The organism is Streptomyces sp. B6B3 (genome assembly GCF_039871525.1).
GTDB lineage: Bacteria > Actinomycetota > Actinomycetes > Streptomycetales > Streptomycetaceae > Streptomyces.
In genome coordinates, this window is the sequence record NZ_JBDPLU010000014.1 from 51,883 (window position 1) to 77,779 (window position 25,897).

The 25,897-nt window shown below is 74.6% G+C and carries 16 protein-coding genes; 11 read left to right on the forward strand and 5 right to left on the reverse strand.

From position 1 onward, the window contains the following. Window positions 1-108: 108 nt before the first annotated feature. Complete coding sequence (locus tag ABGB06_RS25845; protein WP_347593478.1) at window positions 109-3,939, reverse strand: S8 family serine peptidase; 3,831 nt, start codon at window positions 3,937-3,939, stop codon at window positions 109-111. 155 nt (window positions 3,940-4,094) lie between these two features. On the opposite strand from ABGB06_RS25845, the gene ABGB06_RS25850 reads away from it, so the two are divergent. The 4 genes from ABGB06_RS25850 (at window position 4,095) to ABGB06_RS25865 (ending at window position 14,025) form a co-directional block, all read left to right on the forward strand. After that, window positions 4,095-5,102, forward strand: a complete 1,008-nt coding sequence (locus ABGB06_RS25850; protein ID WP_347593480.1) for a helix-turn-helix domain-containing protein — start codon at window positions 4,095-4,097, stop codon at window positions 5,100-5,102. Window positions 5,103-5,253: 151 nt separating this feature from the next. Further along, complete coding sequence (locus ABGB06_RS25855) at window positions 5,254-8,301, forward strand: BTAD domain-containing putative transcriptional regulator (protein WP_347593483.1); 3,048 nt, start codon at window positions 5,254-5,256, stop codon at window positions 8,299-8,301. 195 nt (window positions 8,302-8,496) lie between these two features. Next, window positions 8,497-11,217: a hypothetical protein gene (locus tag ABGB06_RS25860; protein ID WP_347593485.1), complete on the forward strand. Its 2,721-nt coding sequence runs from the start codon at window positions 8,497-8,499 to the stop codon at window positions 11,215-11,217. Between the two features lie 99 nt (window positions 11,218-11,316). Next, the gene (locus tag ABGB06_RS25865; protein ID WP_347593487.1) at window positions 11,317-14,025 is read left to right on the forward strand and encodes a hypothetical protein; all 2,709 of its coding nucleotides are present in this window, start codon (window positions 11,317-11,319) and stop codon (window positions 14,023-14,025) included. Here ABGB06_RS25865 and ABGB06_RS25870 read toward each other — a convergent pair. Further along, entirely contained in the window at window positions 14,022-14,921 is a 900-nt protein-coding gene (locus ABGB06_RS25870) for a helix-turn-helix domain-containing protein (RefSeq protein ID WP_347593490.1), read from the reverse strand. The two genes, ABGB06_RS25865 and ABGB06_RS25870, sit on opposite strands and share 4 nt — an antisense overlap. A gap of 35 nt (window positions 14,922-14,956) precedes the next feature. Here ABGB06_RS25870 and ABGB06_RS25875 point away from each other — a divergent pair, with 35 nt between their 5' ends. Further along, window positions 14,957-15,775 (forward strand): phytanoyl-CoA dioxygenase family protein, encoded by an 819-nt coding sequence (locus ABGB06_RS25875; protein ID WP_347593492.1) that lies wholly within the window; start codon window positions 14,957-14,959, stop codon window positions 15,773-15,775. Continuing rightward, the gene (locus ABGB06_RS25880; protein ID WP_347593802.1) at window positions 15,739-16,344 is read left to right on the forward strand and encodes a substrate-binding domain-containing protein; all 606 of its coding nucleotides are present in this window, start codon (window positions 15,739-15,741) and stop codon (window positions 16,342-16,344) included. Before ABGB06_RS25875 ends, ABGB06_RS25880 begins: the two co-directional genes overlap by 37 nt. A 69-nt stretch (window positions 16,345-16,413) precedes the next feature. Here the strand turns inward: ABGB06_RS25880 and ABGB06_RS25885 are convergent, their stop codons facing one another. Next, a complete protein-coding gene (locus ABGB06_RS25885) occupies window positions 16,414-17,061 on the reverse strand; it encodes an HAD family hydrolase (RefSeq protein ID WP_347593494.1) in 648 nt (215 codons plus the stop codon). Between the two features lie 22 nt (window positions 17,062-17,083). Between ABGB06_RS25885 and ABGB06_RS25890 the strand changes: the two genes are divergently transcribed. Then, window positions 17,084-17,719, forward strand: coding sequence for an AAA family ATPase (locus tag ABGB06_RS25890; protein WP_347593496.1), 636 nt, complete (start codon window positions 17,084-17,086; stop codon window positions 17,717-17,719). Here the strand turns inward: ABGB06_RS25890 and ABGB06_RS25895 are convergent. Next, a complete protein-coding gene (locus ABGB06_RS25895; protein WP_347593499.1) occupies window positions 17,701-18,813 on the reverse strand; it encodes a glycoside hydrolase family 99 protein in 1,113 nt (370 codons plus the stop codon). The two genes, ABGB06_RS25890 and ABGB06_RS25895, sit on opposite strands and share 19 nt — an antisense overlap. Before the next feature lie 347 nt (window positions 18,814-19,160). Here ABGB06_RS25895 and ABGB06_RS25900 point away from each other — a divergent pair, with 347 nt between their 5' ends. Continuing rightward, on the forward strand, window positions 19,161-23,042 hold the full coding sequence (locus ABGB06_RS25900) for a PHP domain-containing protein (protein WP_347593501.1): 3,882 nt from the start codon (window positions 19,161-19,163) through the stop codon (window positions 23,040-23,042). After that, window positions 23,039-24,082: a hypothetical protein gene (locus ABGB06_RS25905; RefSeq protein WP_347593503.1), complete on the forward strand. Its 1,044-nt coding sequence runs from the start codon at window positions 23,039-23,041 to the stop codon at window positions 24,080-24,082. Before ABGB06_RS25900 ends, ABGB06_RS25905 begins: the two co-directional genes overlap by 4 nt. 85 nt (window positions 24,083-24,167) lie before the next feature. Here ABGB06_RS25905 and ABGB06_RS25910 read toward each other — a convergent pair whose 3' ends face one another. Continuing rightward, a complete protein-coding gene (locus ABGB06_RS25910; protein ID WP_347593505.1) occupies window positions 24,168-24,716 on the reverse strand; it encodes a DoxX family protein in 549 nt (182 codons plus the stop codon). A 221-nt stretch (window positions 24,717-24,937) separates the two neighbouring features. On the opposite strand from ABGB06_RS25910, the gene ABGB06_RS25915 reads away from it, so the two are divergent. Both ABGB06_RS25915 and ABGB06_RS25920 read left to right on the forward strand, forming a co-directional pair. Beyond that, window positions 24,938-25,396: a MarR family transcriptional regulator gene (locus tag ABGB06_RS25915; protein WP_347593508.1), complete on the forward strand. Its 459-nt coding sequence runs from the start codon at window positions 24,938-24,940 to the stop codon at window positions 25,394-25,396. 81 nt (window positions 25,397-25,477) lie between these two features. Then, window positions 25,478-25,858 (forward strand): GntR family transcriptional regulator, encoded by a 381-nt coding sequence (locus ABGB06_RS25920; RefSeq protein ID WP_347593804.1) that lies wholly within the window; start codon window positions 25,478-25,480, stop codon window positions 25,856-25,858. Window positions 25,859-25,897 lie beyond the last annotated feature (39 nt).

The window sequence follows — 25,897 nt, forward strand, 5'->3', positions numbered from 1 at the left end:
CGAAGGCGGCGTCCGGCCGGCCCCGGAGGTCCTGTTCCCCCGCGGCGTCCACGGCCGGCCCCGGACGCGGGGCCGGCCGGACGCCGGTGGTTGTCTGACGCGCGGGCGTCAGCCGCGGTCCAGGTAGGCGCGTTCCACGGTCTGCCGGACGCGGTTGCCGGCCGCGTCGGTGGCCGTGACCCGCAGCGTCACGTACGCCTCGCCGTCCACCTCCGCCGGCCGTTCGAGCGTCGCGGTGAAACGGTTGTCGTCGTGTTCCCGCACCCGGGCCGCGGGGACGAACGTCGCGCCGTCGTCGTACGACACCTCGACCTCCAGCGTCACGTCCTCCGGCGCGGCGAGCCCGTCCTGGTGCCGGACGTCGAGGCCGATGGTGTGCCGGCGGCCGTCGTCGACCGCGTTGTGCTCGTCGGCGCGGACCTCGTAGTCGACCTGGAGCAGCGGCAGCGGCGTCTCCTCCTCGACGCTGCCCGAGACGAAGTCCCAGGAGGTCTCGGTCGCCGTGCCGAAGAGCCAGTCGGCGCCGCTCCGGCTGGTGTTGAGGTCGAAGCGGTACGCGGCCTCGCCCGGCGGCACCGCGAAGCTGCCCCAGCCGCCGTCGGCCGCGCCGACCTCCGCGCCGTCGCGGTACAGCACGCCGTCCGCCGAACCGCCGCTGGACCACTGGCCCGCGTCCGATCCCGAGTCGGCGAACTCGGGGATCCGCAGCGTCATGGTGTCCCGCTCCCGCACCGAGTCCACCGCGCCGCCCGCCGGGATCGCGGGGCGCACCACGGCCCCGAACCACTCCTGGGCGAGCCGGTCGGAGGACCGGTAGGCGCGGGGATCGTCGCGCATGGCGACCCCGTCGACGGGCAGGTCGACCAGCCACGGCACGGTGTAGTGCGTGAAGCGCTGCCACGTGGTGTCGCCGGAGCTGACGTACTCGGTGCGGGTGAGGCCGGTCGGCGCGTCGATCGGCGGGTCCACGATCGCCGTCGACTGGTACGGGCGCCAGATCACCTGGTGGGTCATGGCGTAGTCGCTGGCACCGGTCTCCGCGTACGTGGTGCGCAGCTCCGCGGTGTTCCGGTCGGTGACGGTGTGCACCACCCGTTCCGGGATCCGGTCCCGGGAGACCTGCGCCACGTCGTAGGCGTAGGGGCTGCGGACGGTGCCCTCGAACGCCACCGTCGTGGGCCGCTCGGCGACGCGGGCCAGCAGGGCCTCGCCCTGTTCGGTGCTGACCCGCATCAACGGGGTGGCGAAACGCGCGCCGTTGGGCAGCCACCGGGTGACCGGGTTCTGGCCCTCCGACGCGACGGTCATGACCGCGGCCACGCCCGCCGCCGCCGCGCGTTCCATGAGATCCCACGAGCCCGACGGCTCCCCGCGCAGCACGGCCAGCGCTCCGGCGGCGGCGGAGAAGTCGGGGTCCGCGGCGGTGCCGGCGTCCACCACCTCCAGCCGCTCGCCGTCCGGGTCGAGCAGCGGCGAGTACGGCATGTAGTAGGGGTCGAGGTCGAGTCGCGCGTGGCGGACGTCGGCGGTCAGCAGCGGGGCGGTCAGATGCCAGCGGGAGACGAACTCGAACTCGCCCTCCGTGACCTCCTCGGTGGGCGTGACCATCAGCCGCGCCCCGGCCGGGTACTGCACGTAGCCGATGTAGTCGTGTCCTTCGATCTGCCGGTAGACGTGGAAGGACAGCCACGAGCGGGACTCCGCCGGGCGCGGCGTGCGGATCTCCACGGGCGTGACGTCGCTCAGGTCGAGGGTGGCCGCGGTGTCCTCGGTGACCGTCACCTCGGGCAGCACCGCCATCCGGTACTCGGGCAGGCCGTCCTCGCCGCGCGCCTGGCCGAAGTCGATGCCGATGTAGGTGCCCTCCGTCACCTCGGACGACGACGCGTCGCCGCTGGTGCCGTCCCAGTGCACGAACCCTGACGGGCCCCAGAACAGCGGGACGGCGTTGGGCTGCGGCTCGCCGTCCGGGCCGAGGACGGTGACGTCGAGCCGGTGGGTCGGCGGCGCCACGACCAGGCTGACGGTGGTGTGCGCCAGCACCTCGCCGTCGGTCTCGCCGCCCGCCGCGGTGGCCGTGACGTAGCCGTAGTACCGGCCGTACGGAACGTCGGCCGGGTCGGCGGTCAGCTCGACCTGGGCGGTGGCGCCCGGGGCGACCGTGACCTCCCCGGCGGCGAGCCGCAGGGCGCCCTCGGGGAGTTCCTCGCCGGTGTCGGTGGCCAGGGCGGCGTCGAGGCGCAGGGTGACCGGCGCGTCGCCGGTGTTGGTGTAGTCGAGGGTGCGGGTCTCGGCCGCGGCCGAACCGTCCCCGGCCGAGCCGTCGTCGGGAGCGAACGGGCCGAGGGCGACCGTGCCGGTCGCCGTCACCGTGCCGGTGGCGGCGGCGCCCACGTCCAGCCGGCCGCCGCCCTGTTCGGTCACGGCGGTGTCCGGCACCGTGCGCGCGGTGCTGACCAGGGCGGATCTGAGCCGTTCCGCGTCCCAGTCGGGGTGGGCCTGGGCGAGCAGCGCGGCGGCGCCCGCGACGTGCGGGGTGGCCATCGAGGTGCCGGACGCGGAGGTGTACTCCTCGTCCACCGGGGTGCCCATCGCGGTGCCCTCGGCCCGCGCGGCCACGATGTCCACGCCCGGCGCCGTGATGTCGGGCTTGACGGCTGCGTCGCCGGGGCGCGGGCCGCGGCTGGAGAACGGGGCGAGGGCGTCGTCCCGGTCCACCGCGCCGACGGTCAGGGCGCGGTCGGCGGCGGCCGGCGAGCCGATGGTCTCGTCGCCCTGTTCGCCGGCGTTGCCCGAGGCCACCACGAACAGGGTGCCGGTGGTCTCGGTCAGCTCGTTCAGGGCCTGGCTGAGCGGGTCGGTGCCGTCCGACGGCTCGTCGCTGCCCAGGCTCAGGTTGACGACGTCCGCCCCCTGTTCCGTGGCCCACTCCATGCCGGCGATGACCTGGGACAGCGAGCCCTGCCCGTCGTCGCCGAGCACCTTCCCGACGATCAGGTCCGCGGCCGGCGCCAGGCCCTGGCGGGCGCCGGCCGACGCGGCGCCGGTGCCGCCGACGGTGGCGGCGACGTGGGTGCCGTGGCCGTACGCGTCGTGCGTGCCGCCGCTGCCGGAGAAGTCCTGGGCGGCCGAGATCCGGCCCGCCAGGTCGGGATGGTCGGCGTCGACGCCGGTGTCCAGCACCGCGACGGTGACGCCCTCCCCGTCGAGTCCGGCGTCCCACGCGGCCGGGGCGTTGACCTGCCGGGTGCTGCGGTCGAGGGTCGCGGACACGGTCGCGTCCAGCCACACCCGGGGCGTGGCGGCGGCCTGGGCCCTGCTCATCCGGGCGGGCGGGTCCAGGCGTTCCCAGAAGTCGCCGAGGTCGTCGCCGGCCACCCGCAGCGAGGTGGCGTCGATGCTGTCCAGCTCGTACGAGGGCGCGTCGCCGTCGTGCAGCGCGGCCAGCGCGTCCATCCTGCGGTCGGCCGCGGCGGCGGTCGGGCCCTCGGGCGCGTGCACCAGCAGCGGCAGCGCGTCGGCGTGCGCGGTGTCGTAGCCCCGCTCGACCAGGGCGGTGACCTCGAACAGGGTCGGGTCGATGGCGCCCGTGGCGAACAGCGGCACCACGTCGGCGGGCAACACGGTGATGCGGCCGTCGTGTTCGATGGTCTGGAAGGCCATGTTCTCCCGGCCGGGGCCCGGTTCGACCGAGGCGGTCCGCCGCCCGTCGCCGGTCGCGGTGACCGTCACGGAGTCGCCGGTGACCAGCCGCACGGTGGCGCTGCTCCCGGCGGCCGGGGCCGCCGCTGCCTCCCCGCTCGTCGCGGTGTCCGCCTCGGCGACCCGCGGCAGGCCGAGCCCCGCCATCAGCAGCGCCGCCGACGCGGCCGCCGCCAGGCGGATCCGTCTGTGACCTCTCGGGTCCCTCGGACCCTTCGGCCCTCTCGGGTCTCTCATCGGCCGCCGTCCTCTCTTCCCGTCTTCCCGCGTCCCGCCATCCCGCCGTTCGAGAAAGGATCGGCCGCCGCCCGACGCGCTGTCACCGTTTCCGCGTTGTCGCAGTGGCGCCATGTCGCTAATGTGACAGGCCGCCGGTTGGGTGGGAGGTGCGCGTGCTGGCGGCAGCGGGACTCACCCCGGACGAGGAGGCGGTCTACCGGTACCTGGTGTCGGTGGAGTCGGCCTCCGCTGCGGACGTGGCGGCGCGCACCGGTCTGGGCCCCGAACGGGCCGAGACGGTGCTGCTCGGCCTGGAACGCCAGGGCCTGCTCGGCCGCTCCGGCCGGGATCCCGTCACCTTCGCCGCGAGCCCGCCGGACGTGTCGCTGCTGCCCCGCCTCCAGCGGCACGCGCACGCGCTGGACCAGGCCCGGGCCGCGACGGGCGAGTTGCTGGAGGCGTACCGGGCCACCCGCCGGCGCCACGACCCCGGCCAGCTGATCGAACTGGTCACCGGCGCCGACTCGTTGCGCCGCTATCTGGAGCAACTCCAGGGTGGCGCCCGGCACGAGATGATGTGGTTCTGCCGGGCCCACTACGTGGCCATGCCGTCCAGCGACAACGACGCCGAGTTCGCGGCGCTGGAGCGCGGCGTGCGCTACCGGGTGGTCTACGAACGGGCCTACTTCGAGGATCCGGGCTCGGTGGACAGCCTGGTGGCGGGCGTGCGTTCGGGCGAGCAGGCGCGTTCGGTGCCGGCGCTGCCGCTGCGGATGGCGATCGCGGACCGGGAGGTGGCGGTCTGCCCGCTGGTCCCCGGCGGCCCGGGCGGCAGCCCCGAGGAACCGACGGCGGCGGTGGTGCGCAGCGGCAGCCTGCTGGACGCGCTGATCGCGCTGTTCGAGCGCTACTGGGACGACGCCGTGCCGCTGCGGGTCAGCCCGTCGGGCGCGCTCACCGGCACCGAGGGCGTGCCGCGGGCCGGCGAGGAGCGGCTGTCGCCCACCGACCGGCAGCTGCTGTCCCTGCTGGTGGCCGGGGTCGCCGACAAGGCCATCGCCAGCCAGCTCCAACTCAGCCGCCGCACCGTGCAGCGCCGGGTGCAGCACATGATGGAGGTCACCGGCGCCGCCACCCGCATGCAACTCGCCTGGCAGGCGGCCCGCCGCGGCCTGGTCTAGCGCCCGCCGACCCCCGGCCTCCTCCCGGCCCCGTCCCGCCCGGGGCATGCGGCAGGGCGCGCGCCGGGGCGTGTCCGGGGCGCGCGTCCGCGATCGGTTCGGGCGGCCCGCGCGGCCGTGCTTTCATGTTCCCCCCAGGCCGGAAGAAGCCATGGCAGGACGGGAGTGGCGGATGCTGGGGTTTCGGGTGCTGGGCCCGACCGGGTTGCTGCGGGACGGGCATGCCGAGACGTTGTCCGGCCGGCTGCAGCGCACGCTGCTGGCGATGCTGCTCTCGCGCGCCGACCGTCCGGTGCCGGTGGACGTGCTCACCGAGGGGCTCTGGCCCGACCAGCAGGACCCCAGGGTCGAGCAGAAGCTGCAGATCCACGTGCACCGGCTGCGCCGCACGCTCGGCGAGCCGGATCGGCTGTCGTACGTTCCGGCGGGGTACCGGCTGCGGGTGCGGCCCGGCGAGCTGGACGCGGAGCGGTTCGAATCGCTGGTCGCCGAGGCGCTGGGGATCGCCCGCCGCGAGCCGCGACGGGCGATCGCGGCGCTGCAGGAGGCGCTGGAGCTGTGGGGCGGAACTCCCTTCCGCGACACGGACGTTCCGATCCTGACCGACTGGGCGAACCGGCTCACCGAATGTCGGCTGACCGCCGTCGAGGCGCTCTACCAGGCCAGGCTGGCCCGCGGGGAGGACGCGGCGGTCATCGGCGAGCTCACCGATCTGGTGCGCGCGCACCCGTTCCGGGAGCAGCTGCACGGTCTGCTGATGACCGCGCTCCACCGGGCCGGCCGGCGGGCCGACGCGCTGGCGGCCTACCGCACCGCGCGGAAGGCCCTCGTCACGGAGCTGGGTCTCGAACCGGGTCCCGAACTGCGTGCGTTGGAGCAGCGCATCCTCACCGGCGAACCGGCGCGACCGGATGACACCGGAGCCGCGCAGGTGCCCCCGCCCGCCCAACTGCCCGTGAACGTACGAGGGTTCGTCGGCAGGGAGGCCGAGCTCGCGGAACTCGACCGGCTGCTGTCCGTGGCGGCACCGGCGGTGGTCTCGGCGGTGGCCGGAACGGCCGGGGTGGGCAAGACGGCCCTCGCGGTGCGGTGGGCCCACCGGGTGCGGGAGCGGTTCCCGGACGGCCAGCTGTACGTCGACCTGCGGGGTTACGGCCCCGACCAGCCGGTGTCGCCGGAGGACGCGCTGGCGGGATTCCTGCGCGCGCTGGGCGTGGACGGCGCGGCGGTGCCACCGGACCCCGCCGAACGCGCCGCGCGGTTCCGCACCCTGGTCGACCGGCGCCGGGTGCTGATCGTGCTGGACAACGCCCGGACGGTCGAGCAGGTGCGCCCCCTGCTGCCCGGCAGCTCGTCGTGCTTCGTGCTGGTGACCAGCCGGGACTCGCTGGCCGGGCTCGTCGCTCGGGAGGGCGCGCACCGCATCGGCCTCGACCTGCTGACGGTCCGGGACGCCCGCGGCCTGCTGCACGAGCTGCTCGGGGACCGAGTGGCCGCCGAACCCGAGGCGGCCGACCTGCTGATCGAGCGCTGCGCCCGGTTGCCCCTCGCGTTGCGCATCGCCGCCGAGCTGATCCGGTCGCAGCCCGCGCGCGCCATCGCCGAGTTGGCGGACGAACTCGCGCACCAGCGGGACGCGCTCGACCTGCTGGACATCGACAGCGACCCGCAGACGGCCGTGCGGTCGGTGTTCTCGTGGTCGTACCGGCGGCTCGACCCGGCCGTGGCCCGGATGTTCCGGCTCATCGGCGTGCACCCCGGGCACGACATGGACGCGTACACGGTGGCGGCCCTGGCCGGGAGCGGGCTGCGGGAGACCCGCCGGGCGCTGGACACCCTGCTGCGCGCGCACCTGATCGACCAGATCTCCGGCGGGCGGTACCAACCGCACGACCTGCTGCGCGCCTACGCCGCCGAACTCGCCTCGGACATCGACGGCGCGGGGGAGCGGGAGGCCGCGCTGGCCCGGCTGCTCCGCCACTACCTGTGCACCGCCTCGGCCGCGATGGACGCCGTCGCCCCGGACGACTACGTGCCCAGGCCGAGGGCACCGGAGTCGGGGTGCCCGACACCCGCCTTCCCGGCCTACGGCGACGCCTTCCGCTGGCTCGACGCCGAGCGGGCCAATCTGCTGGAGGTCACGCGGTACGGCGACGGGATGTTCGTGACCGACATGTCGCAGACGATATGGCGATATCTCGACGTCGGCGGGTACCACGACGAGGCGGCACTCCTGCACACCCGGGCGCTGGACGTCGCGCGAGAGCGGGCGGACACGCTCGCGGAGGCGCACGCACGGCGCGCTCTCGGCCTCGCGATGAACCGCATGGGCCGCAACGACGAGGTGATCGCTCATCTCACCTGGGCCCTGGCGGTCTACCAGCGGGCCGGTCAGGAACTGCTCCACGCCGCCACCCTGAGCGTCCTCGGGAACGTCTACTCGAAACGAGGAGACCTGCACGAGGCGGAACGGCACTTCGAACGCGCCCTGGCCCTGACCAGCCGGAGCGGAAACTGGCAGCTGACCGCCGTGTCCTCGACCAACCTCGCCCGTAACCTGCTGAGCCTGGGCCGCCACGAGGAGGCGCTGCGCCGCCTCGACGACGCCGTGACCCTCTCCCGGAGCAACGGCAGCAAGCCCCTCGAATGCAACGCGCTGTGCGTCCTCGCCGAGGTGTGCGCGCATCTGGGACGCGACGAGGAGGCGTTCGACCACGCGCGCCGGAGCCTGGCCCTCGCCCGCGAGACGCGCTACCGCGCGTCCGAAGGCGACGCGCTGCGCGTTCTCGGCCTGCTCCACCGGCAGCGGGGCGACGACGAACAGGCGATACGCCACCTCGACGAGGCGCTGGCGATCCTGCGGAACGTCAACGTCACGCTGTCGAGCGCGAAGTCGCTGAACGCGCTGGGCGCCGCCCACGCCTCCGCCGGCCGCCCGGCCGAGGCGATCCGCTGTTACGGCGACGCCCTGGCCATGGCGGCCAAGGCCGACCACCGCGTACAACTGGCCCACGCGCACGCGGGCATCGCCGAGACCCACGCGGCCCTCGGGGAGCACGAGCCGGCGCGAAGCCACTGGCAACAGGCGCTCCGGTCCTACGACGCACTCGACCTACCCGATCCGGCGGCCCGGGTACGGGCCCGACTGGCGGGCCTGCCGGCCGAACCGGAGAACCCGGACGCCGCTGCCCGCGGTTGAGTCCCGAGGCACCGCCGTTCGCCAGGCACGTGCGTGCCGGGCAATTGGTCTTGTGAATGAGGACAACTCGGACGCGTCACACGAGACTACGATCGGATCGCTGCCGTCGGGGGAGGGCGAGCGGGAGGGGTCCCAGGGAAGCCGCCCTAGCCTCGGACATCGGAGACGGCCGACACGGTCGGACGGGGAGGGCACATGCCTGACAACGGCGTCAGGGACCACAAGCCGCATTTTCCGGAGACGGACGGGGGACGGGAGTTCGTCGCCGCGTTGCGCGAGGCGGTGGTGCCGGGGGAGCGGAGGGCCGTGAGGCGCCGTGGTCGGGCGGTGCTACCGCCCGTCGCGTTGCTCACGGAGGGAGAGCAGTCGCGGGCCAGAGCGCGGCGGGTGCTGCGCTGGCTCGACGTGTGCCTGCATGCCGAGGCGGGGCCGCGGGCCGCGAAGCTGGTCCCGCACGCTCTGCTCACCGCCGACGAGCTGGCCGGGGACCGGTTGGTCACCGACCAGCTGGTGGCGCGGCTGGTGGAGGGCGTTCCGCCGCGGACCGGGCGCCTGCCCTTTCCGAACTACCTGCTGATGCGCGACGTCGCCGCGTGGTTACGCCGGCCGGACGGAGCGGATGCCGCGGGCGACAGGGCCCTGCGCGACCACTGCTACGCCCGGCTTCTCGAGCGTGACGGCCTCCGATCCGCCCTGTGGTGGGCCGGTGGCCGGGACGAGGCCGGTGGGGGCGGCGGCCTGGCGACCCTCTGGCATGTGGTCGGGCATCCGCTGTGCCAGGTTCTTCCCCGGTGGTGGTGGGCGCGGCGCCGCACCCGGCGGGTGGTGTGGTCCCGACGGCGCGGCTGGTACGCGCGGGCGCAGGGGCTGCCGCACGGCCGGACGTCCGTCGAGTTCTTCTCGAACGCCGTGACGCTGCGGGCCGATGACCTGGACAGGCTGCTGCTGCACGCGCTGTTCGACGATCTGACCCGGGCGACCCGGCCCACCCGGGTCTCGCCCTGGCGACGCCGGCGGGCCACCCGCTACACCCTGCTGCTCGAACTGCCGCCGGACGAGGGCCCCGACGGTCCTGTCCTGCGGTTCCTCGACGCCTACCGGGAGGCCGTCGGGGAGACGTCCTGCACGGCGACGCTGCTGCTCGCCGTCGGCCCGGCGGGAAGCGCGCCGCCCGGGGAGACCGTCAGCCCGCGGGAGGCGGCGCACCGGTTGGCCACGGACCACCATCACGCGCGCTCCGACGACGCGTCCCACCGGCCGTTACGGGTCCCGCTGCCGGCGAACGACGAGGCGTGGCCGGTGGACGGGTGGCGGCCCAGGGCCGTCGTGCCCCGACGATGGCGGACCGGGCCGAGCACCTCGGCGGTCGCCCAGGCCACGGTGGTCGCCGCCGCGCTGGTCGCCGGTGGACTCGTGGGCGTACCGCGGCTTCCCGTCAACGAGGACGATGCCTGCCTCGGCAGCTCTTCCGAGGCCGACGGGGTTCACTCGACCGTCCCCGAGGCCGCGTCCGTCAACCTGCCGGAGCAGTATGACGCCGCCGAGGCGGTGATCGAGGAGCAGAACGCGCGGGCAGCGGAGGCCGAGGGGCGCGGGGATCCGGTGCGCACGATCGTCTACGTCGGGGCCGCGGTGACCGCGGACGAGCCCGAGGACGAGCAGCGCTCCGACGGCGCCGTGCCCGAACTGCGCGGCATCGCCCTGGCCCAGCGCGAGGTCAACGACGGAGCGCGCGACGACGACGACAAGGTCTGGCTGCGGGTGGAGATCCTGGATGCCGGCAAGCGGTACGAGAACGCCGTCGGCGTCGCCAGGGGGATCGTCGCGGCGGCCAAGGACGATCCGGACATCGTGGGCGTCGTCGGCTTCCGGCAGAGTCGGACGGAAACCAAGGACGCGGTCGAGGTGCTCGGCGGGGCCGGCATCCCGGTGGTCGCCACCACCGCGACCGCGGACGAGATGGCGACCACCGACTACTACCACCAGCTCGCACCCTCCAGCAGCCGCGAGGCCGAGGTGGTCAGCGAGTTCGTGGGGTCGGGCGCCATCGTGGAGAACGGTGCCGGCGGATGCGTCCCGGCGGACGTCGCCATCGTGGTGCACGATCCGGAGGACCTGTACAGCAGGTCTCTGGCGGACCGATTCGTCGGCTACATCGAGGAGTCCGGCGGCACGCCCCACCGGCTCGGGCACACCCCGGACTCGGGTGACGACGAGGTGCCGGCACCGGCCGACCCGGACGTCACGATGGCGGACGACATCCTGGACCTGACCGAGTCGGTGTGCGAGCTGATCCAGGAGGAGCCGGGGAGCAACCCGGTCGTGTACTGGACGTCCCGGTCGCGGGAGTTCCAGGCATTCCTCGACGACTTCGGCGACAAGACGACCTGCGAGGGCACGCGCCTGACGGTGGTGGGCGGGAACGAGCTCACCAACGCCGCGATGTCGGGACAGTTCACCCTCCCGCCGTGGCTGCGCTTCTACTACACGGCCCGGTCGCTGCCGGTCGGGGACGACCGCAACAGCGACACGACCGCGGAGTTCCACGCGGCCTACGCCGAGGAGTTCGAGGAGGACGACGTCTGGCGCGACGACGGACACCAGGGGCTGGCGTACGACGCCGTGCAGGTGATGGCGATGGCCGTCAACGAGGCGAACCGTTCGACGGACGGAACCAACGTCAACCGGACCATGGTGCAGTCGAGCCTTTACTACGGCGTCGAGATCGAGGGGGCGAGCGGCCACCTCTCCTTTCCCGAGGGCGAGGCGTTCTCCGTCGACAAACCGTTGGCCGTCGTGCATCTCACCCAGGACGGCGCCGAGCCGGTCCTGGCCTGCGGGTGGACCGCGCGCAACACCGGCCGGCTCGTGGAGTGGGGCCCCGACGGCGAGTTCGACTGTCCGACGGACGGCTGACCGCCGGACCCGCCGCGTCGGCGTCGTCCGTGGGAGGGGTCCCAGCCGGCGGGCCTAGTGTCGGCGGGCACGGAGTCCATCGGGACATGGGGAGGGCACGTGCCTGACAACGGAGTCGGGGAGCACAGGCCGCGTTTTCCGGAGACGGACGGGGGGCGGGACTTCGTCGCCGCGTTCCGGGAGGCGGTGGTGCCGGGGGAGCGGAGGGCCGTGAAGCGCGGGGGTCGGGCGGTGTTACCGCTCGTCGCCTTGTTCACGGAGGGGGAGGAGCGGCGGGCGCGGGCGCGGCGGGTGTTGTGGTGGCTGGACGGGTGCCTGCATGTCGAGGCGGGGCCGCGGGCCGCGAAGCTGGTCCCGCACGCCGTGCTCACCGCCGACGAGCTGGCCGGGGACCGGCTGGTCACCGACCGGTTGGTGGCCCGGCTGGTGGAGGGCGTTCCGGCACGGACCGGGCGCCTGCGGGTGCCGAACTACCTGCTGATGCGCGACATCGCCGAGTGGCTGCGCCGGCCGGACGCCGGAGCCGGCCCGGCCGAGGACGCCACCGCGTTGCGCGACGCCTGCCACGAGGCCCTCCGCCGACGCGACCGGCTGCGCGGAGGGCTGTGGTGGCTGGGTGGGAGGGACGACGGCAGCCTCGGGGGCCTCTGGTACCTGGTCGCCCACCCGCTGTGCCAGGTCCTGCCGCGGTGGTGGTGGGCGCGGCGCTGCACCCGGCGCCTGGTGTGGTCCCGGCGGCGCGGTTGGTTCGCGCGGGCGCAGGGGCTGCCGCACGGCCGGATCGCCGTGGAGTTCTTCTCCAGCGTCGCGACGATGGGCGTGCACGATCTGGAGCGGTTGCTGCTGCACGCGTTGTTCGAGGATCTGCGGCGGGCGACCCGGCCGACGCGGGTCTCGCCCTGGCGACGCCGGCGGGCCACCCGCTACACGTTCCTGCTCGAACTGCCGGCGAACGACGGTCCCGACGGTCCGGTGCGGCGGTTCCTCGACGCCTACGGGGAGGCCGTCGAGCAGGCATCGTGCACCGCGACGCTGCTGGTCGCCGTCGGCCCGGCCGAATGCGTGCCCAAGGGCGTGCCCGGCAGCCTCCGGTCGGCGGCGCACCGGCTGGCCGCGGGCGCGGACCGTGGCGGCTCGGACGACGACACGTCCGGTCGGCCGCTGGTGGTGCCGCTGCCGGCGGACGCGGCGGCGTGGGCGGAGGAGGGCCGACGGGTGCGGCCCGTCGTCCCGAGGCGGTGGCGGACGGGCCCGGCCACCTCGGCGGCGGCGCAGCTCACCGGAGGCGCCGCGGCCCTGGGCCTGACCCTGGCGATCCTGGGCCCGCCCGTCTTCGAGGAGCACGACGCCTGCCTCGGCGGTTCGGCCACCGAACGGGCCGCCTCGGCCGTGGATCCGCCGGAGGCCCTGCCGCTGCTGGCGCAGTACCAGGAGGCGGTGGCCATGATCGAGGAGCAGAACGCGCGGGCCGACCAGGCGGCACGCGACGGCGAGACGGTGCGGACCGTCGCCTACGTGGGGACGCCCGTCAGTGACAGCTGGGACGTCGAACAGCAGCGCTCCGACGGGGCGGTGCCCGAACTGCGCGGCGTCGCGCTGGCCCAGCAGGAGCTGAACGACGAGGCGCGCAGCGACGACCAGAAGGTCTGGCTGCGCGTCGAGCTGTACGACGCGGGGGAACGCTACGAGCGGGCCGCCGAGGCGGCGGGGGAGATCGTGGCCGCCGCCGAGGCGCACCCCGAGGAACTCATCGGCGTGGTCGGCATCGCCCAGAGCCGTGACGTCACGCGGGAGGCTGTGGAGATACTGGACGCGGCGCAGATCCCGACCATCGTCACCAATGCCACGGCCGACGCGATGCAGGTGGGCCCGTACCTCCGGCAGATCGCGCCGCCCAGCAGCCGTGAGGCGGAGGTCGCCAGCCATTTCGTCAGCGAGGGGAACGTCGTCGAGGACGGGGCGGGCGGCTGTGCCCCGGCCGACACGGTGATCGTGATCCAGGATCCGACGGACCTGTACAGCGCGTCCGTCGGGAACGACTTCGCCGACGCGTTCGACGACGGAGGGGTCGCGCGCGGCGTCTGGTACACGCCGGAGCCGGCGGGCGGCGCGACGCCGACGCCGGACGAGGGCGTCACGGTGGAGAGCAGCATCCACGGCGTCGCCGAGTCGGTGTGCGCGCGGCTCCGGGAGGATCCGGAGGCCAGCACCGTCGTGTACTGGGCCGCCAGATCGCGGGAGTTCCAGGCGTTCCTCAACGACTTCGGGGACTCGACGGACTGCTCCGGCGAGACGCTGACGGTCGTCGGCGGCAACGAGCTGACGAACGCGGCGCTCTCGGGCCTGTACGAGCATCCCTCCTGGCTGCGGCTCTACCACGCGGCGCACGTGCTGCCCGTCGGCGAGTCGCTGAGCCACGTCGCGGAGGAGTTCAACGCGCACTACGCCGCCGTCTTCGGGACGGACGACGTGTGGCGCGACGACGGCCACCCCGCCCTGGCGTACGACACGATGCAGGTGATGGCCGAGGCCGCCAACCGGGCGTACGAGAGCTCGGGCGGGAAGAGCGTCAACCGGGCGAGCGTCCAGACCAGCCTGTTCGGCGGCATCGAGAAGGCCGGGGTCAGCGGCGACATCGAGTTCCTCTCCGGCGAACCGGTCTCGCTGGACAAGCCGATGGTCATCGTGCTGCACGGCGCGGACGGGCCGGAACCCGTCCTGGCCTGCGGCGCCTTCGCGCCGAACGCCGACAGCGTCGCGGAGTGGGGCCCCGACGAGGAGTTCGACTGCCCGGCGGACACGCCCTAACCGCGGCGCTCGCGGTAGGCGCCGGGCGGGAGGCCGTAGCGTTCGCGGAAGAGGCGGCTGAAATGGAAGGGGCTGACGAAGCCCGACGCCGCGGCGACGCGTTCCACCGGGAGGGCGGTCGCCTCCAGCAGCCGCGCGGCGTGCCGCAGCCGGGCGTCGCGCAGCACCCGCATCGGGGTGTGGCCGAGCTGCTCCGCGAACAGGTGGGCCAGCCGGGACGGGGACAACGCCACCTCGGCCGCGAGCGAGGCGACGGTGTGCGGCGCGCCCGGGTCGGCCGCGATGAGCGCGGCGACCCGGCGCACCCGGGGATCGACGCCGCCGCCCGAGGCCGCGGCGCCGGCGGTCGCCAGCAGCAGCACCTCCTCCACCCGGCCCAGCGTCAGCTCCCTGGCGGCCCAGCCGTGGGCCACCGCGACCCGGCCGGGCTCCGGGTCCCGATCCGGTTCGGGCGGCGCCCCGTCGCCGGTCCACCGCGCGTCGGCGTGCATCCGGCGGAACGCCGCCTCGACCCGGGCCCGCAGCGCCGGCGGCACCGGGGCGATCGCGTACAGCCCGTCACCCGCGCGGTGCGGCCGCAACCAGCCGCCCCAGTCCTGGCGCGCCTGGCAGTGCACCCACCAGAACGCCCAACGGGTCGCGCCCGCCGCCACCGCGTAGCGGTGCGGCACGCCGGGACCGAGCGCCACCAGGTCGCCGGCACCGGCCGACGTCTCGGTCTGTCCCTGCCCCACCTCGCCGCGCCCGGCCGTCGTCCAGGTGAAGAGCCAGCTGTCCGCCCCGCGCGGCCGGCGCACCGCGTAGCCGGGGCGCTCGTCGAAGAAGCCGACGGTGACGAGGCCGCCGGGTGGCGCCGGCACAGCAGTTTCCGGCAGGTCCTCAGCATCCACGGGCATCCTCACCACGCTCGCTCGGTCCTAGCGTCGAACCCATGACAGCCACGACGACGCAGATCCTGCCAGACGAGGACTATCGACGCTTCCAGGACGAGGGCTTCACCGTGGTCAGGGGCCTGTTCTCCCCGGCCGAGATCGACGAGATCCGCGCCGAGTTCGCGGCGCTCCGGGAGGCCGGCCCGATCCCCGGACACTTCGAGCCCCGCGCGACCGAGCACACCGGGACCGCGGATCCGTTGCACAGCTACCCGCGCGTCATGCACCCGCACGAGGTGAACGACCTGGCGCGCCGCTACCTGCTCGACGCGCGGCTGGCCGCGGTGCTGGAGCGGCTGCTGGGCGAGGAGGCGCTGGCGGCGCAGAGCATGTTCTACTTCAAGCCGCCGGGCGCCCGCGGCCAGGCGCTCCACCAGGACAACTTCTACCTGCGGGTGGAGCCGGGCACCTGCGTGGCCGCCTGGGTCGCCTGCGACGTGATCGACCGGGAGAACGGCGGGCTGGAGGTCGTGCCCGGCACGCACGCGATGGACCTCTTCTGTCCGGAGGAGGCGGACGAGGCGACGTCCTTCGCCCGCGAGTACGTGCCGCCGCCGCCGGGACTGGCCCCGGTGCCCGTCGACATGCGGCCGGGCGACGTGCTGTTCTTCAACGGCGAGCTGGTGCACGGCTCGGAGCCGAACCGCAGCGCCGACCGGTTCCGCCGCTCGTTCATCTGCCACTACGTGGGCCGGTCCACGGAGCGGATCGGCCACTGGTACCGCACGCTGGCGATGAACGGCGCCCGGGTCCACCTGCCGGAGAGCGAGGGCGCAGGCCCCTGCGGCACGGAGTTCGACACCGTCGGTCCGCACTAGGCCCTTGCCGGGTCGGGTCGGGCCGGGCCGCGAGTCGACCGCCGGACCGGCACCGGTCCGGCGGTCGACGTGCTGGCCGGTGCCGGAGTCACCCGGGAGGGCGCCCCGCTCAGTGGTTGCCCGGGCCGGCGCCCGCCGTGACCGCCGCCGGTGTTCCCGTCGATCCGTCCCTCGTCAGGGACGGGGACTACGGCACCGCGGCGGGCCTGAGGTGCGGGCGGGAACTGCTGCGGCTGCCGGATCCGCCGACCGCCGTCTTCACCTGCAACGACGGGCAGGCGCTGGGCGTGTACCGGGCGGCGGCCGAGGCGGGTCTGAACATTCCCCGGGACCTCAGCGTCGTGGGCTTCGACGACCTGCCGCCGACCCAGTGGACCGTCCCGCCGCTGACCACGGTCCACCAGCCGCTCACGGAGATGGCCGCGACCGCCGCGACCATGGTCATCTCGCTGGCCAAGGGGGAGTCACTCGCGCAGACCCGGGTGGAACTCGCCACCGAGCTCGTCATCCGCGACAGCACGGCGCCCCCTCGTTCCGGGGACGCGCTCAGGCGCCGCGGCGAACCATGACGGGCGGGCGCCGCCCGTCGTCGCGCCCACGGCCGGACGCACGCCGGGGCACGCGTCACCCGGCACGCGTCACCCGGTGAGCAGGACCGGAAGCTTGCGCATGTCGTCGAAGACCACCGTGTTCTCGCCGGCCAGCCATGCGGCCGGGGTCAGGCCGCCGGCGTAGCCGAACGAGCGCATGCCGGCGGCGCGCGCCGCCCGGACGCCGTACTGACTGTCCTCGACCACCACGCACCGCGCGGGCGCCACCCCCATCCGCTCCGCCGCGTGCAGGAAGAGGTCGGGCGCCGGCTTCCCGTGCGCCACCTCGCTGGCGCTGTAGATGCGTCCCTCGAACCGCTCGTACAGCCCGGTGCGGCCGAGGGTGCGCCGCATCTTGTCGTGCAGACCGCTGGAGGCGACGCAGGCCGGGATGGTGATGGCGTCCAGCGCCTCGGCGATCCCGTCGATCGCGATCAGCTCCGTGTCGATGGCCACGGCCAGCCGGGACCGGTACAGCTCGCCCCAACGGTCCGCGGCCGCCTCGCCGAGCTGCTCGGCGACCTGGGCGCGCACCGCGCGCTCCGACCGGCCGAGGAACCGGTCGACGATCTCGCCCTCGGTGAGCGGCCAGCCCAGCTCGGCGCCCAGGTCCAGACAGACCCGCAGCGCCAGCGGCTCGGTGTCCACCAGCACGCCGTCGCAGTCGAAGATCACCAAATCGATGGAATCAGCCACCCTGGCAGCCTAACCTGCCGGGATGACCGCATCGGGAACGGAACGTCCGCAGGCCGGTGGGCCCGGGGGATCCGGTGGACCCGGGGGACAGGTGCTCGTGCTCAGCGGTCCGCCGGGCGCGGGGAAGACCACGGTGGCCCGGCTGCTGGCCGACGAGTTGCTCCCGTCGCCCACCGTCCACCTGCACACCGACGACTTCTGGGCCGTCATCCGGCAGGGCGTGATCGCGCCGTTCCTGCCGGAGTCCAGGCGGCAGAACGAGACGGTCGTCGGCGTGCTCGCCCACGCCGCGGCCGCATACGCGGCGGGCGGCTACCGCGTGGTGGTGGACGGGGTGGTCGGCCCGTGGTTCGTCGACCCGTACCGCGCGGCGGCCCGCGCGGCCGGGGTGGCGCTGCACTACGCCGTGCTGCGCCCCGACGAGTCCACGACGCTCAGCCGGGGCACCACCCGGGCCGACCATCCGCTCACGGAGCCGGAGCCGATCAGGTTGATGTACGCGCAGTTCCGCGAGCTCGGAGCGTACGAGGGCCACGCCCTGGACACGTCGGCGCTCGCGCCGGCGGCCACCGCGGACCTCGTGCTGGCGACCCTGGCGGCGGGACGCCTCCGGCTGGACCCGCCGGCTCGGCCGCCCGCTCAGCCGCCGGAAGTCTGACCCGCGGTGAACCGCTCGACCCAGTACCTGGTGCGGTCCAGGTACGCCGTCTCGGAGGCGGCCCCGGTCGTGCCGTAGGCGCCGTCGAAGGTCCGGTAGCCGTGCCCGGCCGGCGGGTTCGCGGAGGCGGGTTCGATCATCGTGCCCTCGTGCCACTCGTTGAACGAGGTGATCGACACCCAGTCGGGCGGGCCGCCGTTCTCCGGCGCCAGCGCGCCCGACCACAGCCGGTCGTACGTCGCGCCGTCGTCGTGTTCCAGCTCCGGCGTGGTGTTCCCGGGGACCGCGCGGTCGTCGAGGTAGCTGGGGCTCACCGAGGGCGCCCAGACGCGGCCGTTGGCGCGGCACCAGTCGGCGATGCCCTTCCAGCCCGTCAGGTCGCCGAAGTTGGTGTAGTTGTACAGGCCGCCGAAGTGGGTGGCCTTCGACACGTCGGTGGTCTGGGTGAGCACCAGGTTGTCGGCGTTGACCGCGGCCAGCGGCGACCAGTCGGCGATCTGCAGGCTGTTGAAGACGTAGAACGCGGGGCGGTCGCCGCGTTCGGGATCGCGGAAGAAGCCCGGATGGGATCCGTACCGGTCGTTGAGGTACCGGATGTCGTCGACCGTGGAGGCGGCGGTGCGTCCGGAGTACGGCTCCAGGTGCCAGGCGACCCGGACGCCGTGCTGGGCGGCGACGTCCAGGAGCAGCGGCACCCGCTGGTCCTCGTAGCCGCCCTGGCCCCACCAGGTGGTGGCGATCACGCCGACGCCCGCCTGCCGGATCCAGACCATGTGCTGGGCGACCACGGCCTCGTCGCCCGCGTCGTATGGTCCGAGCGCGGGGTAGAAGTCGGCGCCGATGTCGTCGGGCGGCTGGTGCTCGCCCTGCTGCCAGTGCCGCCAGCTGCCGTGCACCGACGGACTGCCGTACCAGGGGTAGTAGAAGAAGTGCACGTTGGTGGAGGCGGGCGGCGGCTCCGCGGCGGTGGCGGTCCGGGTCGTCTGGAGCGCGGTGCCGCCGAGTCCGGCGGCGGTGGCGGCGCCCGCGCCGAGGGCGAGCAGACGGCGCCTGCTGAGGTCGGCGGCGTGCTGGGGGGACGGAAACGGGGTCACGAGGTCGCGTCCTTCCGCGTGGTGGGCGAGGTGGGGTCTCGTCCGGCGCCCAGAGAGTAGGGGCGGGTCGGCGTCTCGTCCAGAGGGGGCGCGCAACGATTCGACAGAAGAATGGAAATCTCTTATCTACTGCCGAAGAAAGCAGCGACGGGTGAGGGAAGAAGTCGCTAACCACCGTGCCGGTCGTTCGGTGGCGACCCGCGGGGAGATCGTTTTCGGCCAGGGGAATCCGGCCGGGCCCGGCGATGACCTGCCGGTCTATCCTAATCGCACGAGTGTTCGATGGCTGGTTTATGGTGGACCGGAACGACGGAAACCAGGGGGGCGGGCGTGACGGGAGGTGCGGGATGGCGGGCGCTGCTCCTGGTTTCGCGCACCTGCACGTGGCGTCCGGGTTCTCCGCCAGGTACGGGGCCTCGCACCCCGAGACGCTGGCCGAGCGCGCCGGCGAGCGGGGCATGGCGGCACTGGCGTTGACCGACCGGGACACCCTGGCCGGCGCCGTCCGGTTCAGCAGGGCGTGCGGGCGGGCCGGGGTGCGCCCGGTGTACGGGGTGGAGCTGGCCGTGGCGGAGCCGCCGACCGACACGGGCGCGGGGAGCGCTCCCGGCGGCGGGCGTCCCCGGCGGCGCCGGACACCGGTCAAGGGAGGCATCTTTGTCGACGAATCGGCATCTCGGGTGGTCTTCCTGGCCAGGGACGGCGCCGTCGGCTGGGCGGGACTGTGCCGGCTGGTCACCGCGGCCCACGCGGACGCCGAGCAGCCCCTGCTGCCGTGGGCCGAGGCCCGGGCACACGGCGAGGGACTGATCGTGCTGCTCGGCCCGGACGCGGAGGTCGGCCGGGCGCTCGCCGCCGGGCGTCCGGACCGCGCCGCCCGGCTGCTCGCCCCCTGGCGGGAGGCCTTCGGCGACGCACTGCGCCTGGAGGTCAGCGCCAGCGGCCCGACCCGCACCGCGGCGCGCACCCTCGGGCTCGCCGCCGAACTGGGCGTCCGGCCGGTGCTGAGCAACGCGGTGCGCTACGCCGATCCGGGACAGGGCCCGGTCGCCGACGTGCTGGACGCCGCCCGCCGGCTGGCCCCCATCGATCCGCGCCGCGGCCTGGACAACGGCGAGCGCTGGCTGAAGGGGCCCGACGCCATGGCCCAGGCGGCCCTGCGGATCGCCGAGGCGGCCGGCTACGGGCGGACCGTCGCCCACCGGCTGCTGACCCTCACCGAGGAGACGGCCGACGCCTGCCGGGTCGACCCCGAGGACGACCTGGGCATCGGGCGCGTGCACTTCCCGGAACCGCACCTGGTCGGCGCGGGCGCGCGCACCGCGGACCGGGTGCTGCGGTCCCGCTGCGCGGCGGGCATGATCGCCCGCCGCCTGGAACGGGACGAGACGCGCTGGCGGCGCCTGGAGGAGGAGCTGCGGGTCATCGAGCGGCTCGGCTTCGCCTCGTACTTCCTGACCGTCGCCCAGGTCGTCGAGGACCTGCGCGGGCTCGGCATCCGGGTCGCCGCCCGCGGCTCGGGCGCCGGTTCGTTCGTGAACCACCTGCTCGGCATCGCCCACGCCGACCCCGTCGAGCACGGTCTGCTGATGGAACGCTTCCTGTCCCCGCGCCGCGCGGTGCTGCCCGACATCGACATCGACGTGGAGTCGGCCCGCCGCCTGGAGGGGTACCGGGCCATCTTCGAGCGCTTCGGCGAACGGCGGGTGGCGACGGTCGCCATGCCCGAGACCTACCGGGTGCGGCACGCCGTCCGCGACGTCGGCCTCGCACTGGGCCTCGACCCGGCCGAGACCGGCCGGCTGGCCAAGGCGTTCCCGCACATCAGGGCGCGCGACGCCCGCGCGGCACTGGCCGAGCTGCCCGAACTCCGCGCGATCGACACCGAGGCGCACGGGCCGCGGATGTGGGACCTGGTGGAGGCGCTGGACGCGCTGCCGCGCGGGGTCGCCATGCACCCGTGCGGGGTGCTGCTCTCCGACGCCTCGCTCCGCGCCCGCACGCCCGTGGTGCCGACCAGCGGTGAGGGCTTCGCGATGTCGCAGTTCGACAAGGACGACGTGGAGGACCTCGGCCTGCTCAAACTCGACGTGCTGGGTGTCCGGATGCAGTCGGCGATGGCCCACGCCGTGGCGGAGATCGAACGCGCCACGGGCGAACACGTCGACCTCGACGCGTTTCCCTTGCCGGGGTCTTCGCAGGGTCCCCCGTCGGCCCCCGCCCCCGCCGGCAGGGGCCCGGACCGTGAGCCGAGGGCCGCCAGCTCCGCTGTCCCCCCGCGGGGAGGGCCCTCGGGCCCTGCGCCGGTTGTGCCCGGTGGGACGCTCGCCGGGCCCGGCGGTGAGCCGGTGGCGTCTCCGAGCGCGTCCGGTGGGGCGACCGCCGGCGCGGCTCGGGGCGGGACGTCGAGGGCGGCCGCGGGGGGCGGTTCTCCGCACACGCCGCGCCCGGTCGCTCCGACCGTGGCCGGCAAGGCATTTGTCGATGAGGAGACGTATCGGTTGATCCGGTCGTCCGAGACGCTCGGGTGCTTCCAGATCGAGTCGCCGGGGCAGCGGGATCTGATCGCCCGGCTCCAGCCGCGTGACTTCCACGATCTGGTCGTGGACATCAGCCTGTTCCGGCCGGGGCCGGTCGGTGCCGACATGGTGCGGCCCTTCATCGACGCCAGGAACGGCCGCCGGCAGCCCCGCTACCCGCACCCCGACCTGGTGCCGGCGCTGCGCGAGACGTACGGCGTGGTCATCTTCCACGAGCAGGTCATCCGGATCCTGGCCACCATGACGGGACAGGACCGGGCGCTGGCCGACGAGGCCAGGCGCGCGCTCTCGGACCGCGAGCGGCAGGGACGGGTGCGCGCCTGGTTCGCCGCGGAGGCGGAGAAGCGCGGCTACGCCCCCGAGGTGATCGGCCGGACCTGGGAGATCATCGAGGCCTTCGGCAGCTTCGGCTTCTGCAAGGCGCACGCCGTCGCCTTCGCCGTGCCGACCTACCAGTCGGCCTGGCTCAAGACCCACCATCCGGCCGCCTTCTACGCCGGGCTGCTCACCCACGACCCGGGGATGTACCCCAAGCGGCTGTTGCTGGCCGACGCCAGAAGGCGCGGGGTGCCGATCCTGCCGCTGGACGTGAACCGCTCCGACACGGTCTACAGAATCGAACTGGAGTCTGAATTCGGGGCGTGGGGCGTCCGGTTGGCGCTCGGCGAGGTGCACGGGGTCTCCGAGGCCGAGGCGGAACGGATCGCGGCGGGACGGCCGTACGCCTCCCTGCCCGACCTGCTCGACCGGGCCGCCCCCTCCCTGCCGATCGCCGAACGGCTGGCCAGGGTCGGCGCGCTGGACTCCTTCGGCGACAACCGCCGCGACCTGCTGCTGCACCTCGCGGAGCTGCACCGGCAGCGGCGGGGCAGCGGCGCGGGCGGCCGGCAGTTGCCCTTCGGCGCACCGGGAGACGCAGCGGGAGACGCGCCGGACGACGCGTCGGAGGAGGAGACCGGCCAGGCCGGGCAGCCGGGCCGGCTGCCGCCCGCCGGGCTGCCCGACCTGGACGCGGACGAGCGGCTCGGCGCCGAACTCGGCGTGCTGGGCATGGACGCCTCCCGCCACCTCATGGCCGACCACCGCGCGTTCCTCGACGAGCTGGGCGTGGTCTCGGCCCGCCGGCTGCGGGAGGCGGAACACGGCCAGACGGTCCTGGTGGCCGGGGCCAAGGCGGCCACCCAGACCCCGCCGATCAGGTCGGGTCGGCGCGTCATCTTCGCCACCCTGGACGACACCACGGGCCTGGTCGACCTGGCGTTCTTCGACGACAGCCACGCCGCCTGCGCGCACACCGTCTTCCACTCCTGGCTGCTGCTGGTGCGCGGCACCGTGCAGCGGCGCGGCCCGCGCGCGTTGAGCGTGGTCGGGCAGGCCGCCTGGGATCTCGCCGAACTCGCCGGGCTGCGCGAGACCGGCGGCCTCGACGCGGTCGCCGCCCGGCTCGCCGAACGCCCCGAGGGCGACCCCGACGCGGGCGAGAACGGCGGGGACGAGGGCGACGCGGACGAGAACGGCGCGGACGAGGGCGGCAGCGGAACGGAGAAGTCGACTGACCGTCATATCGAGATGTCCACCGGCTACACGCTCCACCCCTGGGCCGACCTCAGGCCCGCGGGCGACTCGCCCAAGAGCGTGGCCGAGGGCGTGCGCAAGCTGTGGCACGCGAGCCCGGGGAGCGCGGGATGACCGGCCGGGTGCCGCACCGGGTGCTCTACGTGCGCTTCCTCGGCCTCGCCGAACGGGCCGCCGGCGGGGCCGAGGAGGCCGAGGCCGTGGAGGCGGAGTACCGGGAACTGCTGCGGCTGCTGCACGACATCACCCCCGTGGTGCAGCCGTTGCCGCCCGACGCGGCGCTCGCCGACCTGCGCGGCACGCGGCGCTACTTCGGCCTGGACCCGGCGCCGCTGGCCCGGCTGTTCAGGGTCAGGGCGCTGGCCCTGCGCGGCGTCGACTGCGCCATCGGCGTCGCCGCCAACCCCCTGTTGGCCCGGATGGCCGCCGTGCGGCACGACGGCGGTCCCGGGGTCTCCGCGGGGCCCGGCGACCCGGACGACCTCGCCGGCATCGCGGACTTCCTGGGGACGCAGCCGCCCGAGGCGTTGCCGGGGGTGGGGCCTGCGACCGCCCGCGCCCTGCGCGCGTACGGCCTGGACACCGTCGCGCGGGTCGTCGCCACGCCGCCCGTCACGCTCCAGCGGATCCTCGGCGCGACCCGGGCCCGCCAGGTCCACGACCTGGCCAGGGGCATCGACCCGACGCCCGTGGTGTCCGGCGCGCCGCCCCGCTCGGCCAGCGCCGAGCACCGTTTCGACCGCGACGAGCTCGACGCCGACAGCCGGCGGCGGGTCCTGCTCACCCTCGCCGACGACCTCGGCTACCGGCTGCGCGGCGCGGGCCAGGCCCCCCGGGCGCTCACCCTCACCGTCCGCTACGCCGACCGGACCGCCACCACCCGCACCCGCGCGCTGGGCGAACCCACCGCCCACACGCCGGCGCTGGTGAGCACGGCCTACGCCCTGCACGACGCGCTCGGCCTGCAACGCGCCCGGGTCCGCGGGATCGCGCTGCGGGCCGAGGAGCTGACTGAGGCGGCCCGCGCTCCGCGGCAGCTCTCCCTGGAACCCGGGGACGACCGCCGCCGCCGCGCCGAGGCGGCCGCCGACCGGGCCCGGCGCCGCTTCGGTCACCGCGCGGCCGGACCCGCCGCGCAGCTGGGACCGCGCTGACGCGAAAGGCCCGGCCGGGCCCTCGGGTGGCGGGGGCGGTGGCCGGGCCGTTGGCGCCGCGGGCTGGCTGTGCGCCAGCCGCGGCCTAGTTGCGGATCAGCAGGACGACGATCGCGCTCACCAGGGAGAGGGCGACGGCGCCCAGTCCGTACTCCAGCCGGTGCGCGCGCAGCGGCGCCACGGGCAGCAGCCGGTCGGCGGCGTACCGGCCCGGTCCGGTCAGCGCGAGGGACGCGGCGCCGAGCCCGATCAGCATCGGGTACTCGAAGCCCTCGGGGGCGAAGAAGCCGCTGTCCCAGTGGACGGCGAAGACGGCGTTGATCATGGTGCCCAGGACCGCGGCCGCGGCCAGCGGGGTGAGCAGGCCGAGCATCAGGCCGAGGCCGCCGAACGTCTCGCACAGTCCGGCGATGAGGGCCATGGCCTCGCCCGAGGGATAGCCGAGGGCCTCGAAGCCCTGCCCTGTGGCGGTCAGGCCGGGACCGTCGAACCAGCCGAAGAGTTTCTGGCTGCCGTGCACGGCGATCGTCGCTCCGACGGCGATCCGGAGGAGGAGCAGGCCGAGGTCGTAGCCGTGCGCGGTGGGGGCGACGGCGGCGGGGGCCTGGGGGGCCAGGGTGGTGGTGGAAGGCATGCGGAACTCTCCTGTAAGGGGGTGTCCTGCGTGTCAGGGGGATGCGGCGGGGACCGTACGGACGTGGTGCGGACCGTACGTGACGGGCTGTTCGCGGTGTCGCGCGCATGGGCTGTGCGCGTGTCGTGCGGGTGGTGCGCGGTTCCTGATCGAACGTGAATCCCTCGCCGAGACGACCCTAGCGAAGGGTTCGAATTCGAACAACTGCGTACTATGAGGGAATGGCGAGGGTTCGGTGGCTGGACAAACAGGAGATGGCGGCATGGTTGGCGTTTCTGGAGGCGAGCCACCGGGTCCTGCGCTCGGTGGAACGGCAGTTGCGTGACGACTCGGGACTCTCGCACCAGCAGTACGAGATCCTCGTCAAGCTCGCCGATGTCGGCCCCGAGGGGATGCGGATGACCGAGCTGGCGGAGTCCCTCATCACCTCCAAGAGCGGCCTGACCTACCAGATCGGGCAGTTGGAGAAGCGCGGGCTGGTGACCAGGGACTCCTGCCCCACGGACGTCAGGGGCGTGACCGCGCGGCTGACCGAGGACGGCAGGAGCACGCTGGTCGGGGCGGCGCCCGGACATGTCGAGCGGGTGCGCGAGGCGATGATCGACGTCCTGGACCGGGACCAGCTGACCGCGCTCACCGACGCGCTGAGCAACGTCTCCACGCGGCTCCGCGGTCACTGAGTGCGCGTTCTCGGGCGGGGATGGCCGGCGCACGCCGGTCGCCCGCGGTTTTCGGCCACGGAGGCCCGGCGCTGCGGCAGAATCAGGTGGGTGAGGCTGACCATCGATCCCCGCTCGTCGACCGCGCCGTACGAGCAGTTGCGCGCCCAGATCGCCGGGCAGGCGCGTGCGGGGAAGCTCCCCGTCGGCTACCGGCTGCCGACCGTGCGGGCGCTCGCCGGCGAGCTGGGGCTCGCCGCGAACACCGTGGCCAAGGCGTACCGCGTGCTGGAGGCCGACGGGGTGGTGGAGACGCGGGGACGCAACGGCACGTTCGTCGCCGCCGCCGGGGACGCCGCCGCGCGGGAGGCAGCGGCGGCGGCACAGGCGTACGCCCAGCGCGTCCACCGGCTCGGCCTGGACCGCGCCGCGGCCCTGGCCGCCGTCGAGGACGCGCTTCGGGCGGTGTACCCGGAGTCGTGACGGCCGTCACCGGCGGGACGGCCGTCGTCGTCCGGACGG